The sequence below is a fragment of the Serratia sp. P2ACOL2 genome, from assembly GCF_003691565.1.
Taxonomy (GTDB): Bacteria; Pseudomonadota; Gammaproteobacteria; order Enterobacterales; family Enterobacteriaceae; genus Serratia; species Serratia liquefaciens.
This window is the reverse complement of record NZ_CP033162.1, coordinates 5,380,657-5,399,347: the sequence shown is the minus strand read 5'-3', so window position 1 is coordinate 5,399,347 and position 18,691 is coordinate 5,380,657. Positions and strand designations below refer to the sequence as shown.

Genomic DNA, 18,691 nt, shown 5'->3' with positions numbered 1-18,691 from the left:
ATAGACAGATAGGGGTTTACATAAAAGACTAAAAAGTACAAACTGGATTTTAAAGTCTACATTATCTTCTTTACTGGAGCCGTCATGAGCCACTTATTCGATGCAATTGTTTCCGCCCACCAACAATTGCGCCCACAGGTTCGCGTCACCCCACTGGAACGCAGCGTACTGTTGTCGCAACGCTTGGGTTGCGAACTGTTCCTGAAATGCGACCACCTGCAGCCTACCGGCTCTTTTAAGTTTCGCGGCGCCAGTAATAAACTGCGGCTACTGAGTGAAGAGCAACGCCAACGCGGAGTGATCGCCGCCTCCAGCGGCAATCATGGCCAGGCGATGGCGCTGGCGGGAAAGTTGATGGGCGTTGAGGTCAAGGTTTATGCGCCGGAAACGGCAGCGGCGATAAAACTCGACACCATTCGCGCGCTGGGCGCCCAGGTAGAGCTGGTGGCGGGCGATGCGCTAAATGCCGAGCAGGCGGGGGAAAAGGCGGCGCAGGAACAAGGGAAGGTTTATGTCTCTCCCTATAATGACGAGCAGGTCATCGCCGGTCAGGGGACCTGCGGCATGGAGCTGGTCGAACAACAGCCGGATTTGGATGCGGTGTTTGTCGCGGTGGGGGGTGGCGGCTATATTTCGGGCATTGGCAGCGTTTTGCAGCAACTATCGCCGAAAACGCAGCTAATTGCCTGTTGGCCGGAAAACGCCACCAGCATGTACAGCGCATTGGAAGCCGGCTACATTTTCCCGGTGGAAGAGCAAGATACCCTGTCCGACGGCACTGCCGGGGGCGTGGAGCCAGGCGCCATTACCTTCCCTCTGTGTCAGCAGCTGATCGACCGAAAAGTCTTGGTCAGTGAAACTGAAATCAAGCAGGCTATGCGCCAAATTGCCGTCAGCGATCGCTGGATTATCGAAGGGGCGGCCGGGGTAGCCTTAGCCGCCGCCATTAAGCTGGCACCGGAATTTCAGGGGAAAAAAGTGGCCGTCGTCCTGTGCGGAAAAAACATCGTGCTCGAGAAATACCTCAAGGCGATCGCCGATGAAAATCCTTAACAAAAGGCAGATACTTGAAGCTTTCGACGCAGATGCCACCACGTTACTGCTAAAAGAAGGGTTTATTGCCTATTCAAAACGGCAGGTACAGCAACCGCCGGTACAACATTTTCTGTTTGAGCAGGCAGCCGGTGACTGCTGTATTAAATCGGCGTGGCTGGAAGGAGACGAGCAGTTTGTCCTCAAGGTTTCCTCCGGTTTTTACCGTAATCCAGCGCAGGGGTTGGCCAGCAATCAAGGGCTGATGATGGCTTTCTCAGCACAAACCGGTGAACCGCAGGCGTTGTTGCTGGACGAAGGCTGGTTAACCGCATTACGCACCGCTCTGGCCGGGCGCATCGTCGCCGAACTGTGCGCACCGACGGAGATCCCGGCCATAGGTATCGTCGGCTGCGGCATGCAGGCCCTGCTGCAGTTGCAACAGCTAAAACCTCTGACCGCCTGCCGTGAAGTCTGGGTATGGGGCCGCAACGAGTCGGCGCTGCAAGCCTACCGCCACAGTGCCGAGGCCGAAGGATTTCGGGTGCATACAACCCAGGATGCGGCAGAACTGGCGGCACACTGCCGGTTGATTATCACCACCACGCCCAGCCGAGAGCCGATTCTGCGGGCGACGGATATTCGGCCCGGCACCCACATCACCGCGGTAGGCGCCGATTCCCATGGCAAGCAGGAACTGGAGAGCGGTCTGGTGGCCAGGGCGGATGTGTTGCTGGCAGACTCTGTGTCTCAATGTACAGAATACGGCGAAATCGCCATGGCTTATCGGCAGGGATTGTTGGCTTCGATACCCCTCGTCGAATTAGGTACCGTTCTGGCGCAAGGAAAGAAGGTGCGCAGCGATCCGGAGCAAATCACCCTGGCCGATCTGACCGGCTTGGCGATTCAGGATGTGCAGATTGTGAAGGGAATTTTAGCGCGGTTATAACGGGATTAAGGGGCGCAACTGCGCCCCCTGATGCAAAACAACGTTAGGCATTCAGCACAAATTTCTCGATGGCGCGTGCCACGCCGTCTTCGGTATTGGTGGTGGTCACAAACTGCGCCACCGCCTTCAGTTCCTCAATGGCATTGCCCATGGCCACGCCAACGCCGGCATACTCGATCATTGCGGTGTCGTTGGCTTGATCGCCCAACGTCATCACGTTTTGCTGTGCAATACCAAGATGATCGGCCAGCATTTTTACGCCGGTCCCTTTATCCACGTTCTTATGCAGGATCTCCAGGAAATACGGCGCGCTTTTCAGGATGGTATAACGCTCCCGCGTTTCAGCCGGGATGCGGGCGATGGCACGATCCAACAGCTCAGGCTCGTCAACCATCATCAACTTAGGGAAACGGATCGCCGGATCCATCTCTTCCACGCTGCGGTACTTGAGCGGAATGCCGGTCATCTCCGATTCGTGCACGGTGTATTTGCCGATATCTTTGTTCGGTGTATACAACGTATCGAAATCAAACGCCTGATAGTGAACGCCGAGTTCGCGCGCCATCTGCTCGAAGTAGAGATAATCCTCAAAGCCCAGCGTTTCCTGCAGAATGCAGGCACCATCTACCGCCTTCAAAACCAGCGCACCGTTATAGGTAATACAAAAATCACCAGGTCCCTGAATGTCCAACTGACGCAGATAGTCTTGCACGCCGACGTAAGGCCGCCCGGTGGCCAGCACCACATGCACCCCTTTGCGGCGCGCCTCGGTGATTGCCTGCTTTACCGCCGGCGTAATTTGGTGCTGCGGGTTGAGCAGCGTGCCGTCCATATCAATCGCAATCAGTTCAATAGCCATTCGATCCTCTCCCAGTGGTTTTTTCCCATGCTAACGCGTTTCAGCCCGCCGTGTCAGCGTCAAAAACGGCGTAAAAAAATCCGCGCGGGTTGCCCGGCGCGGATTTTCACAGTCATCAATGCGTTAGATATCGATATTTGCCGCTTTCAGGGCATTCTCTTCGATAAAGGCACGACGAGGTTCGACCGCATCACCCATCAGGGTGGTGAACAATTGGTCTGCAGCAATGGCGTCCTTCACGGTCACGCGCAGCATACGGCGGCTTTCCGGATCCATGGTGGTTTCCCACAGCTGCTCTGGGTTCATCTCGCCCAGACCTTTATAGCGTTGTACCGCCAGGCCGCGACGTGACTCTTTCACCAGCCACTCCAATGCCTGCTCGAAACTTTCAATCGGCTGACGGCGCTCACCACGTTCGATGAAGGCACCCTCTTCGATCAGGCCGCGCAGTTTCTCGCCCAGCACGCAGATTTTGCGGTACTCGCCACCGTGGATGAAGTCGAAGTCCAGCGCGTAATCGGTATCCACACCGTGGGTACGAATGCGCAGCACCGGCTCAAACATCTGGCGCTCGCGGTTCTCGAAGATCACCGAGTCATAGCTGCTACCGTGCTGCTCTTTGTCGTTCAGCAGTTTCACCAGAGAATCAATCCAGGTCTTAACCTTGGACTGATCGCTCAGGTCTTCTTCCTGCAGAGTCGGCTGGTAGATCAGGTTGTTCAGCAGCGCGCGCGGGTAGCGACGCTCCATACGACCGATCAGCTTCTGCACGCTGTAGTGTTCGGCAACCAGTTTTTCCAGTTGCTCACCGCCCAGTGCCGGGGCGCTGGCGTTGGTGTGCAGGGTTGCGCCGTCCATCGCGATGGCGATTTGGTATTGATCCATCGCCTCGTCATCTTTGATGTACTGTTCCTGCTTGCCTTTTTTCACCTTGTACAAAGGCGGCTGAGCAATGAACACGTGGCCGCGCTCAATGATTTCCGGCATCTGACGGTAGAAGAAGGTCAACAGCAGCGTACGGATGTGCGAGCCATCGACGTCGGCATCGGTCATGATGATGATGCTGTGATAGCGCAGTTTGTCCGGGTTGTACTCGTCACGGCCAATGCCGCAGCCCAGCGCGGTGATCAACGTCGCCACTTCCTGCGAAGACAGCATCTTGTCGAAGCGCGCCTTCTCTACGTTGAGGATTTTACCTTTCAACGGCAGGATTGCCTGGTTCTTACGGTTACGTCCCTGCTTGGCAGAGCCGCCCGCTGAGTCCCCTTCCACCAGATACAGTTCAGACAGCGCAGGATCACGTTCCTGGCAGTCCGCCAGTTTGCCCGGCAGGCCGGCCAGATCCAGTGCGCCCTTACGGCGGGTCATTTCACGCGCTTTACGCGCCGCTTCACGAGCACGTGCCGCGTCGATGATTTTACCGACGACGATTTTCGCATCGCCCGGGTTTTCCATCAGATAATCGACCAGCTTCTCGTTCATCAGCGTTTCAACCGCGGTTTTCACCTCGGAAGACACCAGCTTGTCTTTGGTCTGAGAAGAGAACTTCGGATCAGGCACCTTCACCGAAACCACGGCAATCAGACCTTCACGCGCATCGTCGCCGGTGGCGCTGATTTTGGCCTTTTTGCTGTAGCCTTCTTTATCCATGTAGCTGTTCAGGGTACGGGTCATCGCGGTACGGAAACCGACCAGATGGGTACCGCCGTCACGCTGCGGGATGTTGTTGGTGAAGCAGTAGATGTTTTCCTGGAAACCGTCGTTCCACTGCAGCGCCACTTCCACACCGATGTCGTCTTTGACGGTCGAGAAGTAGAACACGTTCGGGTGGATCGGGGTTTTGTTCTTGTTCAGATATTCAACAAACGCCTTGATACCGCCTTCGTAGTGGAAGTGGTCTTCTTTGTCGGTACGTTTGTCTTTCAGGCGGATAGACACGCCGGAGTTCAGGAAAGAGAGTTCGCGCAGGCGCTTGGCCAGAATGTCGTACTCAAATTCGGTATTGTTGGTGAAGGTTTCATAGCTCGGCCAGAAACGGACCGTGGTGCCGGTCTGATCGGTTTCACCGACCACTTTCAGCGGCGACAATGGCTCGCCCATGGCATAGGTTTGCTCATGCACCTTGCCTTCACGACGGATCACCAGTTCCAGCTTCTCAGACAGGGCGTTAACAACGGAGACGCCCACGCCGTGCAGACCGCCGGAGACCTTGTAGGAGTTGTCATCAAATTTGCCGCCGGCATGCAGCACGGTCATGATCACCTGTGCTGCGGAAACCCCTTCCTCTTCGTGAATACCGGTCGGGATACCGCGGCCATCATCCTGTACCGAAACGGAATTGTCGGCATGGATGGTCACCTGAATGTCACTACAGTGGCCAGCGAGTGCTTCGTCGATAGCGTTGTCCACAACCTCGAATACCATGTGGTGCAGACCGGTGCCATCATCGGTGTCGCCGATATACATGCCCGGGCGCTTACGCACCGCGTCCAGCCCTTTTAATACCTTGATACTTGAGGAGTCATAAGAATTCGACATCAACGTTTCTCGCTCATTTTAGTCCTGTGGTTGAACCTCTATTTTACCTTGTTCCACGCGGAACATCTTGCCCTTTTCACCGGCCATATCGGTCACTTGTTCAGCGCTCACGGCACTGACAAAGACCTGGGCCTGGGTGGCTTTCAGGCGATCGGCCAGCAACCGGCGACGGCCGGTGTCCAGCTCGGAGGCAAAATCATCAATCAGATACAGGCAACGCCGCCCGCTCTGCCGGGTGAGAAACTCACCCTGCGCTAAGCGCAATGCGCACATCAGCAATTTAAGCTGACCGCGCGATAACAAATCCTCTACCGGCGTGCCGTCGGCACGAATGCGGAAGTCCGCCTTATGCGGCCCCACCGCGGTATAGGTTAACGCCCTGTCGCGCTCAAACTGGCGCTCCAGCAGCTCTCCGTAGTCGCTCTCTTTGTCCCAGCCGCGCTGGAAAGAGAAACTCAGGGCAAATTCGGGCAAAAACTGCGCGCACGTCGCGGTAATATCCGCGGCAATCGCGTCGCTGTAAGCTGCCCGCCACTCGCTGATGCGCTCTGCCAACGGGATCAGTTCCTGATCCCAGGCGCGGATTTGCGCATAGCGACTGACCTGGCGCAGCGCGGCATTGCGCTGCTTCAGTAACCGTTTCAGGTTGCTCCAGGCGGTGAAAAAACCGGGTTCGTTATGAAAACAGCCCCAGTCCAGGAAGGCGCGCCGGAATTTCGGCCCGCCGTTTAGCAGGGTAAAACCTTCGGGGGTGATCAGTTGCATCGGCAATAACTGCGCCAGTTCAGCCACTTTGTGGCCGTCGCTGCCATCGATGCGTACCTTGCTGTCACCCTGACGGCTCTTGCTTAATCCTACGGATATTTCACGTTCTGCACCGTCAATACGGCCGTGCAAAATGAACTCCGGCTGGTCGTGGCGGATCACCCGGCCGGCCTGCAGGCTGCGAAACGCACGCCCGTGCCCAAGGGTATACACCGCCTCAAGCACGCTGGTTTTCCCGCTGCCGTTGGCGCCAACCAGGAAGTTGAATCCCGGCGCCAGCGACAAATCCGCCGCTTCTATATTGCGGAAGTCTTTAATCAGTAAACGCGTCAGAGCCATGCAATCTCTTTACCGATAACGGTGCTGTAATTCAAGGTAACGAGACTACAGCCGCATTGGCATGACGACGTAAGCAGCAGACTTACTGGCGCCGTCTTCGATCTGCACGCTGGAAACCGAGTCGGTCAGCAGCAGACGCACATCTTCACACTTGAGCGCGTTCAAAACGTCCAGCACGTAACTGACGTTAAAACCAATTTCCATCTCGGTGCCGTCGTAGCTGACATCGAGGATCTCTTCCGCTTCTTCCTGTTCCGGATTGTTGGCGGTGATCTTGAGCTGGTTCTGGCTAACGTACAGGCGCACGCCGCGGAACTTTTCGTTCGACAAAATGGCCGCGCGGGCAAACGCCTGCTTGAGCAAGTCGCAGCCGGCTTCCAGCGTTTTGTCCGGGTTCTTCGGCAATACGCGGCGATAATCAGGGAAACGGCCGTCAACCAGCTTGGAGGTGAAGATAAAGTCACCAACGTGAGCGCGAATGTTGTTGCTGCCGATCTGCAGTTGCAACAAGGTCTCGCCACCGTCCAGCAGACGCACCAGCTCCATCACGCCTTTACGCGGCACGATCACCGAATGCGACGGCAATTCCTGGCCGATCGGCATCGAACACACCGCCAGGCGGTGACCGTCGGTCGCCACGGTACGCAGCTCTTCCCCTTCGGTTTCGAACAGCATGCCGTTTAAGTAGTAACGCACGTCCTGATGAGCCATCGAGAACTGCGTAGCTTCAATCAGGCGCTTCAGCGTCGCCTGTGGCAGCGAAAATTCAACTTCGCTCTGCCAGTCGTCCAGGTTCGGGAAATCCGCCGCCGGCAACGTAGAAAGTGAGAAGCGGCTGCGGCCGGAACGCACCAGCATGCGCTCGCTTTCAAGCGTTACGGTGATCTCGGCCCCTTCAGGCAGACCACGGCAGATATCAAAGAATTTACGCGCGGGGACGGTAGTCGCGCCCGCTTCATGGGGCTGGGACAGGGCAACGCGCGCCACCATCTCCATCTCCAGATCGGTGCCGGTCAGCAGCAGGGAGCCTTCCGTCACCTGCAACAGCAGGTTACCCAGAATTGGCAAGGTTGGGCGGCCGCCCAGCGGGCTGCTCACCTGTTGCAGCGGTTTTAGCAGATGCTCACGTTCAACGATAAATTTCATAGCGCTAGGAAGATAATGTTCTGATTAAATTGGAGAAATCTTCTTTGATGTCGTGACTTTCCTCACGCAGCTGCTCAATCTTCCGGCAGGCGTGCAACACCGTGGTATGGTCGCGGCCACCAAACGCATCGCCGATTTCTGGCAGGCTGTGGTTGGTGAGTTCTTTTGCCAATGCCATCGCCATTTGGCGCGGGCGGGCAACGGAACGCGAACGCCGCTTGGACAACAAATCCGCGACTTTAATTTTATAGTATTCCGCCACCGTCTTTTGAATATTATCGATGGTGACCAGCTTTTCCTGCAGAGCCAGCAGATCGCGCAGCGCTTCACGCACGAAATCAATGGTAATGGCACGGCCGGTAAAGTTTGCGTTGGCAATCACGCGGTTCAGCGCCCCTTCGAGCTCACGCACGTTGGAACGCAGGCGCTTGGCGATAAAGAACGCCACTTCGCCCGGCAGACGGATATCGTTCTCGTCGGCCTTTTTCATCAGGATCGCCACGCGGGTTTCCAGCTCAGGCGGCTCGATCGCCACCGTCAGCCCCCAACCGAAGCGCGACTTCAGGCGATCTTCCACGCCGTTAATCTCTTTCGGGTAGCGGTCTGAGGTCAGGATAATCTGCTGATTGCCTTCCAACAGGGCGTTAAAGGTATGGAAGAACTCTTCCTGCGAACGCTCTTTATTGGCAAAAAATTGGATGTCATCGATCAGCAGCGCATCGACCGAGCGGTAATAACGCTTAAATTCTTCAATGGCATTGTTCTGCAAGGCTTTGACCATGTCCTGAACAAAGCGTTCAGAGTGCATATAGACCACTTTGGCGTTGGCCTTGCGGGCCATGATGCCGTTGCCTACCGCGTGCAACAGGTGAGTTTTACCCAGGCCGGTGCCGCCATACAGGAACAGCGGGTTATAGGCGCCGCCCGGGTTATCCGCCACCTGGCGGGCCGCCGCGCGCGCCAACTGGTTGGATTTACCCTCAACAAAGTTATCAAAGGTATGCTTTGGGTTAACGTTGGAGCGGTAGGAAAGTTCAGGCTGAGGAGCCGCGTTGTCCCAACTGGGGCGGGACGGCGCCACGGCGCGCGCTACCGGTGCGCTGGGTGCGCTTGCACTCACGCTGGCGGTAACGGTCTGGCTGATGATTTGGGAGATCGGTTTGCTGCCCACTTCAAAACGCAGCAAGGGGGCATCCGTACCGCAGAAATCATTCAACAGGCCATTGATATTGTTTAAGTACTTATCGCGAACCCAATCCAGCACAAAACGATTGGGCGCATAAAGCGCCAGGGTGTTGTCACTCAGTTCCGCCTGCAATGGGCGTATCCACATACTAAATTCTGTGGCAGGTAACTCATCCTGCAATCGGGCAAGACACTGCTGCCAAAGCGAAAGTGACACGGCGGACTCCACTCGAACAAGATCAATAAAAGAAAAGAATCAGGCTAATTTTTTATAACTCATGATTTTTGACACATACCCGGCATCGGCTGTTTGCCTGTGGGGGATGCGAACCGCCTTTCACGGTTTATGTCCCTCACGATCCCCGCTTGAGAGATCGCGATCGGAATGACGGATCATAGCGCAATCCGCGCAAGAGATCCTCCCCTTCATCACAGATTAGATCCATTTTATCCACAGGCCCCGGCCTGCGGCGATCTTTTCGCCAGCCACGCCAAATTGCAGGCGAAATACCGCCTGAGGAACGGTATTTTTTACATTGTCAACCGGTTATACCCTGTTATCCACGTCGGATCCTTGGCTTTAACCACAAGGATCGCGTCGGGATCCTTGCGATTTACCCCCGAGTCCGTATAATCTTCGCCCTACGTGTGTACCTGGTTCCTTAATGGTGTGTCATTAACCAGACAGGATTCTGCGGTGACCACGGGCCAAGACCGGATTTTACTCTGTATTGGCAGACAACCAGGTAGGCTAGCGCGATGTGAATTGACTCAGGACTGTACAATTATTACAATCCCGCTTCTTTATATATTGCGATTGAGGCGTCGGTCGTCTTCACGCCGAATAGCCAAACGCGTTTACTGATCAGTAATTATTTAAGTTTAGGTAGAAATCGCCATGAAACGCACTTTCCAACCGTCCGTATTGAAGCGCAACCGTAGCCACGGTTTCCGTGCTCGTATGGCCACCAAAAATGGTCGTCAAGTTCTGGCCCGCCGTCGTGCGAAAGGCCGTTCTCGTCTGACTGTTTCTAAGTAATAAAAGCTAACCCGCTGAGTGGTTAAGCTAGCTTTTCCCAGGGAGTTACGTTTGTTAACTCCCACTCATTTCACTTTCGTCTTCCAGCAGCCACAACGGGCTGGCACGCCGCAAATCACCATCCTCGGCCGCCTGAACCAGCTGGGGCATCCCCGCATCGGTCTTACCGTCGCCAAAAAACACGTCAAACGCGCGCATGAACGCAATCGGATCAAACGCCTAACCCGCGAAAGCTTCCGTTTACGTCAGCACGAGTTACCGGCGATGGATTTTGTCGTGGTGGCCAAAAAAGGGATAGCGGATTTGGATAACCGCGCGCTGACGGAAGCTTTGGAAAAATTATGGCGTCGCCACTGTCGCCAGGCTCCCGCATCCTGATCGGGCTGGTGCGGGCTTACCAGCTCGTCATCAGTCCGCTGCTTGGGCCTCGTTGTCGCTTCCAGCCGACATGCTCTCATTACGCAATTGAGGCATTAAGCAGGTTTGGCATGATAAAAGGCAGTTGGTTAGCATTGAAACGCGTATTAAAATGCCACCCCTTGAACCCAGGTGGCGATGATCCCGTGCCGCCGAAACCCGACGATAACAGAGAACACTAACGATGGATTCGCAACGCAATCTTCTCCTCATCGCTCTGCTGTTCGTGTCTTTCATGATCTGGCAAGCCTGGCAAACGGACAACGCTCCGCAACCAGTCGCCCAGACCACGCAACAGACTTCGAACACTGCTACCGGTGATGCCGCAAGCTCAGCAGTTCCAGCCAGTGGTCAGGGTAAACTGATTACCGTTAATACTGACGTGCTGTCGCTGACCATCAACACCCGTGGTGGTGATATCGAGCAGGCTAAACTGTTGGCTTACCCGGACACTCTGGGTTCATCGACGCCATTCCAACTGCTGGAAACCACACCGTCATTTGTTTATCAGGCGCAAAGCGGCCTGACCGGCAGAAACGGCCCGGATAACCCGGCAAACGGCGAACGTCCTCTGTTCCAGGCGGCGCAGGACAGCTACACCCTGCCGGAAGGCCAGGAAGAGCTGCGCATTCCGCTGACCTTTACCGGTAAAGACGGCGCTATCTACACCAAGACTTTCGTGCTCAAGCGTAATCATTACGCGGTTGCTGTTGACTACAACGTCGACAACAAAGGCACCACCCCGCTGGAACTGACCCTGTTCGGCCAACTGAAGCAGACGACCGAGCTGCCTAAGCACCGTGACACCGGCAGCAACAACTTCGCTCTGCACACCTTCCGTGGCGCGGCGTACTCTTCCAGCGAAGACAAATATCAGAAGTATGCGTTCGATAAGGACGAAAACCTGAGTGTCACCACGCAGGGCGGTTGGGTTGCCATGCTGCAACAGTACTTCGCCACCGCATGGGTGCCAGCAACGCAAGGCAGCAACACCTTCTATACCGCCAAACCTGGCGATAACCTGTCCACCATTGGCTTCAAATCTACTCCGGTAGTGGTGCAGCCTGGTGCGCAGCAGCAGCTGAATGCCACCCTGTGGGTGGGTCCGGAACTGCAAGACCAGATGGCCCAACTGGCGCCGCACCTGGATCTGACCGTGGATTACGGTTGGTTGTGGTTCATCTCTCAGCCGCTGTTCAAATTGCTGAAGTTTATCCACGGCTTTATCGGTAACTGGGGCTTCTCAATTATCATCATCACCTTCATCGTGCGTGGCATCATGTACCCGCTGACCAAAGCGCAGTACACCTCGATGGCCAAAATGCGCATGCTGCAGCCAAAACTGCAGGCGATGCGTGAGCGTATCGGTGATGACAAACAGCGCATGAGCCAGGAAATGATGGCGCTGTACAAGTCTGAGAAAGTGAACCCGTTGGGTGGGTGTTTGCCGCTGGTTATCCAGATGCCAATCTTCCTGGCGCTGTACTACATGTTGATGGGCTCGGTTGAGCTGCGCCATGCGCCGTTCGCCCTGTGGATCCATGACCTGTCGGCGCAAGACCCGTACTACATCTTGCCAATCCTGATGGGCGTGACGATGTTCTTCATCCAGAAGATGTCGCCAACCACCGTCACTGACCCGATGCAGCAGAAAATCATGACCTTTATGCCGGTGATCTTCACAGTGTTCTTCCTGTGGTTCCCGTCAGGTCTGGTGCTGTACTACATCGTCAGTAACCTGGTGACCATCCTCCAGCAGCAGCTGATTTACCGCGGCCTGGAAAAACGTGGCCTGCACAGCCGCGACAAGAAAAAGATCTAAGCGTATTGTAGGGGTTCGGCGCGCTGAACCCTTGCAGCAAAAGATAAGAGGCGGTCATTAAGACCGCCTTTTTGCATATTGAATCGTCAGAGAGAATCACTATGAGCACCACCGATACCATCGTAGCCCAAGCCACCCCGCCGGGACGCGGCGGCGTCGGCATTTTGCGTATTTCCGGCCGTGGCGCCAAAGACGTAGCCCAGGCCCTGCTCGGCAAACTGCCGAAGCCGCGTTACGCCGATTACCTGCCGTTCCGTGATGCCGAAGGCGCCACTCTGGACCAGGGCATCGCGCTGTGGTTTCCTGGCCCGAACTCGTTTACCGGCGAAGACGTGCTGGAACTGCAAGGCCACGGCGGGCCGGTTATCCTCGATTTGCTGCTCAAACGCGTACTGGCGCTGCCCGGCGTGCGTATCGCCCGTCCCGGCGAATTTTCCGAGCGTGCCTTCCTTAATGACAAGCTGGATCTGGCGCAGGCCGAAGCGATTGCCGACCTGATCGACGCCAGTTCCGAGCAGGCGGCACGTTCTGCCATGAACTCGCTGCAGGGGGCGTTCTCCACCCGCATCAACCAGCTTGTGGAAGCACTTACTCACCTGCGAATCTATGTAGAAGCAGCGATAGACTTCCCGGATGAGGAAATCGACTTCCTGTCTGACGGTAAAATCGAGGCGCAGCTCAACGGAGTCATGGCCTCTCTTTCCAACGTACGCGCAGAAGCGCGTCAGGGCAGCCTGCTGCGCGAAGGGATGAAAGTGGTGATCGCCGGGCGTCCTAACGCCGGTAAATCCAGCCTGTTGAACGAACTGGCCGGTCGCGAAGCGGCTATCGTCACCGATATCGCCGGGACCACTCGCGACGTGCTGCGCGAGCATATTCACATCGACGGCATGCCTTTACACATCATCGACACCGCCGGCCTGCGCGAAGCCAGCGACGAAGTGGAGCGTATCGGTATCGAACGTGCGTGGAACGAGATCGAACAGGCCGACCGCGTGCTGTTTATGGTCGATGGCACCACCACCGCAGCAACCGAACCGGCAGAGATTTGGCCGGAGTTTATGGCACGTCTGCCGCATCGTCTGCCGATCACCGTAGTACGTAACAAAGCCGACATCACCGGTGAACCCTTGGGCATGACAGAAGTAAATGGTCACTCACTTATTCGCCTGTCGGCGCGCACCGGTGAAGGTATCGACCTGCTGCGGGACCACCTGAAGCAGAGTATGGGCTTCACCAGCAATATGGAAGGCGGTTTCCTGGCACGTCGCCGCCACCTGCAGGCGCTTGAGCAAGCAGCCCAGCATCTGATCGAGGGCAAAGAACAGTTAGTGAGCGCTTACGCGGGGGAGCTGCTGGCCGAAGAATTGCGACTGGCGCAGCAAGCGCTGAGTGAAATCACCGGCGAATTTACCTCAGATGACCTGCTGGGACGCATTTTCTCCAGCTTCTGCATCGGTAAATAAGCGGCGGTAACGTAACAAGCGACCTATTCACGGCCAGGACAAACCTTTGTTCTGGCCGTTTTTCTTTGCCCCGCTCTGCGCCTTGGCTCACAGAGCCGTCATAACTCCCTAGATATACTGGTGGGTCAGGGATCCTTCTCAGGAACGAGCAAAGATGGCATTAACCTTCAAGGTGCTGCTGGAAAACCGCCGCGCCGCCAGCGCCAATCCGTCACTGCTGGCCAAGGCAGGCTTAAGCCTGCTGCTTCAGGATGAAACTGCCAGCGTTTTATTTGATACCGGCCCTGACGGCAGTTTCCTGCACAATGCGCGGCTGATGGGCGTAGATCTCTCCACAATAACCGCAACCGTGCTCTCTCATGGCCACTATGACCACTGCGGCGGCGTCACCTGGCTGCCTGACGGCTGCCGCATTATCTGCCATCCGCAGATCGGCGACGAACGCTATGCGGCGCTGAAGGTACTGGGCCACACCCGCAAAATCAAAAAGCTCTCTTTGGATATCGATTACTCACGCCACCGCATGGAGTACAGCCGCGAACCACTGTCTATCAGCGATCGTTTTATGTGGTCAGGCGAAATCGCAGTACCCGCACCGCGCGCCTATGGAGTGATTGTCGGGGAAAATGCAGGAGTGGACTATGTCATCGACGAAGGCGTGCTGATTTATAAATCCGATCGCGGGCTGGTGATTATTACCGGTTGCGGGCATCGCGGGATCATTCACATCGTGCGTCACTGCCAGAAAATCACTGGGATCGATCGGATCCACGCTTTGATCGGCGGTTTTCATCTGCGCTGCGCGTCGCCGCTCACGCTATGGCGGGTAAGACATTTTCTTCATCAGCAAAAACCAGAGAAATTAATGGGGTGCCATTGCACCGGAACCTGGGGACGCCTGTGGCTACCGGAGGTGATGTCACCCGCGACCGGAGACACTTTCGTGCTGGAATAAGACGTTAACAAGCCAGCTGGTTTTCGCTTCCTGCCACAGAATCTGGCAGGAAGAACCCCCGACAAACGCCTGCTTTCTCCTCCTTCTTGCCAAAATTCACCTAAGCTTATCTCAGCAATTTCCATCAAAGAGATAAGAAAAAATGAATGAACCACTGGATTTACTCGGCGTCGGCCTTGGCCCTTTCAACCTCAGCCTGGCGGCGTTGGCCTATGAAAGTGGTGCACTGAATTATGCCTTTCTCGATCGCAACGCCAGCTTCCGTTGGCATCCCGGCATGCTGCTCCCTTCCGCCTATATGCAGACCTATGTGTTGCAGGACCTGGTTACGGCGGTAACGCCTCGCAGCCAATTCTCCTTTATCAATTACCTGGTCGAGCAGAAAAAAATTTATCGTTTTCTGATTACCGAACAGCAAATTATCAGCCGCGAAGAGTTCTCCGACTATTTGAGCTGGGCCTGTAATAGATTAGAAGGGTTACAGTTTTCGCAGTCGGTTGAAAGCATCGATTTTGACGATGAAAAACAGCTGTTCAAAGTACGCACCCGCGACCAAACCCTGTGGGCGAAGAATATCTGTCTGGGCACCGGCCACGACCCCTGGCTGCCTGAGGAGTTTTATCCGGCGCTGGGCGAAAACTGCCTGCATGCCGCCGAAATGGGCCTGCGTAATCCGGATCTGACCGGTAAGCGGGTGGCGGTGATTGGCGGCGGCCAAAGCGGTGCCGATATTTTTCTGAACGCGCTGCGGGGGCACTGGGGCGAACCGGCACAGCTCGACTGGATTTCCCGTCGGCCCAATTTTCAGCCGCTGGACGAGTCTGCCTTCACCAATGAATATTTCACCCCGGAGTACGTCGATTATTTTTATACGCTGCCGCAGGATATCCGCGAGCGCGAACTCAAGACTCAGAAACTGCCGGCCGACGGTATTAGTAACCATACGCTACGTACTTTGTACCGGGAGCTTTATATGCGTTTCGATGTGATGCACCAGCCGCGCAACGTGCGTCTTTTGCCGCATCGCACTCTGCTGGCGATCGAGCCGACAGGCAAAGGGTTCCAATTGCGCACCCGACACGGTCTTGAAAATCGCCAGGAAGGATTCAATGCCGATGTCGTCATTTTAGCAACCGGTTATCGCCCTTCACTCCCTGCCTATTTAAAACCCCTGTTGCCACGCATTCCTTTCGACGACCAACAACACTTGCCGTTACTGCCCGATTTTAACCTCGAATGGCAGGGGCCTGAGCAGAATCGCATTTATGCGGTGAATGCCGGTATCCACAGCCACGGCAGCGCGGAAGGCGGGCTCAGCCTGATGGCCTGGCGCTCAGCACGCATTCTGAATCATCTGCTCGGTAAACCCCATTTTGATCTGGCACCAAACGCCTCGCTGATCCAATGGTGGAGCGGCGCTGCCCCGGACGATGATATTACTCAAACAAATAAATAGGATAAAACGCATACTGTTTTTTGATGATAAATCCTCGACTTATGCTTAATCTAACTCCCCTGCGTTTTCAGCGACCCCTCTGGTATGGAGTGAATAATGGCGTGTCATTTTGCCCGATGGATCCCCACGTCCACCGCACTGGATACCCGGAGGCTCTCCGCCGAGGTCGTTGCTGCTACCACCGCTTTTTCCATTAAACGCCGCCAACGCTTTCTGCAGGGGCGCATCCTGCTCGCCGAAATGATGTTTTATCTCTACGGTCTGCCGACATTGCCCCCCATCGCTACCACACCTACCGGCCGTCCCTGTTTTGTCGACAACCACCTGCCCGATTTCAGCCTGGCCTACGCCAGCGATACGGTAGGGGTTTTGTTAAGCGATGAAGGCAGGGTGGGGCTGGATATTGAAGTCATGCGCGCACGGGGCGGGCAACAGAAAAGGCTGCAAGACCAATTTCAAACGCCGGCAGAAAGTGCCTGGATCAGTGCGCAATACGATCGGCTGGAGGCGGAAACGCAGCTGTGGAGCATCCGTCAAAGCGTGTTGAAAATTTCCGGCCTGGGTAACAGCGGGCAATCGTCGCTGCTGCTGCACCCTTTTTCCGGCCACCTGCGATCCAGCATCACCCCCCAGGTTCAGGTGATGAGCGATGCCGACGAATATCTGAGCTGGGCTTGCGCGCGCGAACCCAGCCTGGAACGTCTGGTATGCTGGCAGTATGAAGCCAATAAAGGCCTGCAGAAAAACGGTGAGATCTCTCCACGAGCACCGGCCAGTTCCACCCGCTTTATCAAACTGACCAGCCTGGCACTTCACCGCTGACATCGGCCGCTTACCCTGCGACGAACCCCTGAGATAAAACTTTCTTTAACGCATAAATTCCTGCATAAAACTGTAAAGTCAGCTAAATATTCAGCAATCATCTATTCTCTCCTGCAGCTTTGCCCTACTATCTCCTGATGTTCTAAGCTGAATCTGTTCATTCGAAAGGGAGAATCACCATGTCAGACCAAGCATTAAAAATCGTTACCCTGCTCGGCAGCCTGCGTAAAGGCTCGTACAACGCCATGGTCGCCAATGCCCTGCCGGGCCTTGCGCCACAAGGCGTCACCATCGAAGCGCTTCCTTCAATCCGTGATATCCCGCTGTATGATGCCGATGTGCAACAGGAAGAAGGGTTCCCTGCTGCAGTGGAAGCGATCGCAGAGCAAATCCGTCAGGCGGACGGCGTTATCATCGTTACCCCGGAATATAACTACTCGGTGCCGGGCGGGTTAAAAAACGCCATCGACTGGCTGTCCCGCCTGCCAAACCAGCCGTTAGCCGGTAAACCCGTAGCCATTCAGACCAGCTCTATGGGGCCGATTGGCGGCGCGCGCTGCCAGTATCATCTGCGCCAGATCCTGGTATTTCTCGATGCCATGGTGATGAACAAACCGGAATTTATGGGCGGCGTGATCCAGAATAAAGTGGATGCTCAGGCTGGGGAGTTGATTGATCAGGGCACGCTGGACTTCCTGACCGGCCAGCTGTCCGCATTCAGTGATTATATTCGTCGACTGGAGTAAGATTATTTTACAGACGCCTTCGGCAGAAAATTGACTGAAGGCGTCATTCTTATGAGAGATCACTTTATAACCCATTAAAATTAAAGTCATAAAATTATGTATTTTCTCATTTTAGCCATATTACTGGCTTTCATCACCAGACCATTATCAGCCGCAGAAATGCGTTATCCCGCCGGAGAAGAGCCGATCGAGCTGCCGGTACATAGCCCTTTGAATGCCCAATACCCACGCACCGCCCAGGGCCAGGAAGACAAAAAGATCGCGGCCATGTCGCTGTACCTGACGCTGATGCGCGAAGACGGGCGGAACATATGGGCCCCCTATCAACTGGCGGCCTCTTCGGCGGAAAAGGGCCAAACCGAACTGGCGGAGCGCTATCTGCAGCTGAGTGCCGATCGCGGGTTGTGGTATTACTACAACCTGTTGGAGGACGACGCCTTCAATAGCATTCAGCACAGCAGGACCTATCAATCAATATTGGCGGTCACCAAAGCCCGCTACCTGCAACATGCGCATTGGTACGAAGGCAAAGCCAGCTACGCCATTCCTGAAGGCACACCGCCTGCCGGCGGCTGGCCAACGGTGGTGTACCTGCATACCTACGGCAAGAGCGCCGGTATCTCCCCCGAAGAGCGTTTGTTGTTTAGCGAGATGGGCGTGGCCTATGTTGAGATCAACGGTACCCAGATGCTGTCGGAGAACAGCTTCCGCTGGTCGAATTACAGTGACGAAAGCACCCAAAGCGCGATCCGGCGGGCTTTGCAACCGGCCGCAGAACTAAAACTCAACCCGCAGCAGGTCTACCTCACCGCCCGTGGGCAAGGAGCGCTGCACGCGGCCAATCTGCTGGCCAAATATCCCCAGCTATATGCCGGCGCGATGCTGATCGCCCCCAATGGTGAGATCAAGCAGGCCCAGCAATCGCTGGCGACCAATAAGCGCTTGGTGGTGGCGTATTACGATCGGCAAAACTTCAGCGATCAGGCGCTGGCGATGCATTTCGCCAATTTGTTCAGTGAGAATAACCAGGTAGAAACGCTGCATTTTTCTCAGGGAGAGAACCCTGACGGCGGCTGGCAGGCCCGTTTTAAACGGCCTTTACAGTGGATGTTGCAGCAGGCGCCCGACGCAACGCCGGGTGCCTAAAAGATAACG

General features: G+C 55.6%; 17 protein-coding genes. 12 read left to right on the top strand and 5 right to left on the bottom strand.

Annotated elements, in window-relative coordinates:
- The first annotated feature begins 84 nt into the window (after positions 1-84).
- Positions 85-1,053: a threonine/serine dehydratase gene (locus EBA31_RS25860; protein ID WP_122080498.1), complete on the top strand. Its 969-nt coding sequence runs from the start codon at positions 85-87 to the stop codon at positions 1,051-1,053.
- Positions 1,040-1,981: an ornithine cyclodeaminase family protein gene (locus EBA31_RS25855; RefSeq protein ID WP_122080497.1), complete on the top strand. Its 942-nt coding sequence runs from the start codon at positions 1,040-1,042 to the stop codon at positions 1,979-1,981. The genes EBA31_RS25860 and EBA31_RS25855 overlap by 14 nt, the downstream gene beginning before the upstream one ends.
- A 43-nt stretch (positions 1,982-2,024) precedes the next feature.
- On the opposite strand, the gene yidA is transcribed toward EBA31_RS25855, so the two are convergent.
- The 5 genes from yidA to dnaA all read right to left on the bottom strand — a co-directional run bounded on the left by yidA (position 2,025) and on the right by dnaA (position 9,030).
- Positions 2,025-2,840: a sugar-phosphatase gene (yidA, locus tag EBA31_RS25850; protein WP_115057903.1), complete on the bottom strand. Its 816-nt coding sequence runs from the start codon at positions 2,838-2,840 to the stop codon at positions 2,025-2,027.
- Positions 2,841-2,963: 123 nt separating this feature from the next.
- On the bottom strand, positions 2,964-5,378 hold the full coding sequence (gene gyrB, locus EBA31_RS25845) for a DNA topoisomerase (ATP-hydrolyzing) subunit B (RefSeq protein WP_020824633.1): 2,415 nt from the start codon (positions 5,376-5,378) through the stop codon (positions 2,964-2,966).
- An 18-nt stretch (positions 5,379-5,396) separates the two neighbouring features.
- Positions 5,397-6,482, bottom strand: coding sequence for a DNA replication/repair protein RecF (gene recF / locus EBA31_RS25840; RefSeq protein ID WP_046374834.1), 1,086 nt, complete (start codon positions 6,480-6,482; stop codon positions 5,397-5,399).
- A 45-nt stretch (positions 6,483-6,527) separates the two neighbouring features.
- Positions 6,528-7,628, bottom strand: a complete 1,101-nt coding sequence (dnaN, locus tag EBA31_RS25835) for a DNA polymerase III subunit beta (RefSeq protein ID WP_020824632.1) — start codon at positions 7,626-7,628, stop codon at positions 6,528-6,530.
- A 4-nt stretch (positions 7,629-7,632) separates the two neighbouring features.
- The gene (gene dnaA, locus EBA31_RS25830; RefSeq protein WP_041414068.1) at positions 7,633-9,030 is read right to left on the bottom strand and encodes a chromosomal replication initiator protein DnaA; all 1,398 of its coding nucleotides are present in this window, start codon (positions 9,028-9,030) and stop codon (positions 7,633-7,635) included.
- Between the two features lie 681 nt (positions 9,031-9,711).
- Here dnaA and rpmH point away from each other — a divergent pair.
- The 10 genes from rpmH to EBA31_RS25775 all read left to right on the top strand — a co-directional run bounded on the left by rpmH (position 9,712) and on the right by EBA31_RS25775 (position 18,682).
- Positions 9,712-9,852, top strand: a complete 141-nt coding sequence (rpmH, locus tag EBA31_RS25820; protein WP_003849659.1) for a 50S ribosomal protein L34 — start codon at positions 9,712-9,714, stop codon at positions 9,850-9,852.
- Between the two features lie 18 nt (positions 9,853-9,870).
- Complete coding sequence (gene rnpA, locus EBA31_RS25815) at positions 9,871-10,230, top strand: ribonuclease P protein component (RefSeq protein ID WP_004950547.1); 360 nt, start codon at positions 9,871-9,873, stop codon at positions 10,228-10,230.
- Complete coding sequence (gene yidD, locus EBA31_RS25810) at positions 10,194-10,451, top strand: membrane protein insertion efficiency factor YidD (RefSeq protein ID WP_012004505.1); 258 nt, start codon at positions 10,194-10,196, stop codon at positions 10,449-10,451. Before rnpA ends, yidD begins: the two co-directional genes overlap by 37 nt.
- Before the next feature lie 2 nt (positions 10,452-10,453).
- A complete protein-coding gene (yidC, locus tag EBA31_RS25805) occupies positions 10,454-12,091 on the top strand; it encodes a membrane protein insertase YidC (protein WP_122080495.1) in 1,638 nt (545 codons plus the stop codon).
- 101 nt (positions 12,092-12,192) lie between these two features.
- A complete protein-coding gene (mnmE, locus tag EBA31_RS25800) occupies positions 12,193-13,557 on the top strand; it encodes a tRNA uridine-5-carboxymethylaminomethyl(34) synthesis GTPase MnmE (protein WP_020837769.1) in 1,365 nt (454 codons plus the stop codon).
- Positions 13,558-13,711: 154 nt separating this feature from the next.
- Positions 13,712-14,512, top strand: coding sequence for an MBL fold metallo-hydrolase (locus tag EBA31_RS25795; protein WP_122080494.1), 801 nt, complete (start codon positions 13,712-13,714; stop codon positions 14,510-14,512).
- A 142-nt stretch (positions 14,513-14,654) separates the two neighbouring features.
- A complete protein-coding gene (locus EBA31_RS25790; RefSeq protein ID WP_122080493.1) occupies positions 14,655-15,968 on the top strand; it encodes a lysine N(6)-hydroxylase/L-ornithine N(5)-oxygenase family protein in 1,314 nt (437 codons plus the stop codon).
- A 96-nt stretch (positions 15,969-16,064) separates the two neighbouring features.
- Positions 16,065-16,790 carry a 4'-phosphopantetheinyl transferase superfamily protein gene (locus tag EBA31_RS25785; protein WP_122080492.1) on the top strand — a complete coding sequence of 242 codons (726 nt, stop codon included), beginning with the start codon at positions 16,065-16,067 and terminating at the stop codon, positions 16,788-16,790.
- A gap of 179 nt (positions 16,791-16,969) precedes the next feature.
- Positions 16,970-17,536: an NADPH-dependent FMN reductase gene (locus EBA31_RS25780; protein ID WP_122080491.1), complete on the top strand. Its 567-nt coding sequence runs from the start codon at positions 16,970-16,972 to the stop codon at positions 17,534-17,536.
- Positions 17,537-17,632: 96 nt separating this feature from the next.
- The gene (locus tag EBA31_RS25775) at positions 17,633-18,682 is read left to right on the top strand and encodes a hypothetical protein (RefSeq protein ID WP_122080490.1); all 1,050 of its coding nucleotides are present in this window, start codon (positions 17,633-17,635) and stop codon (positions 18,680-18,682) included.
- The last annotated feature ends 9 nt before the right edge of the window (positions 18,683-18,691 follow it).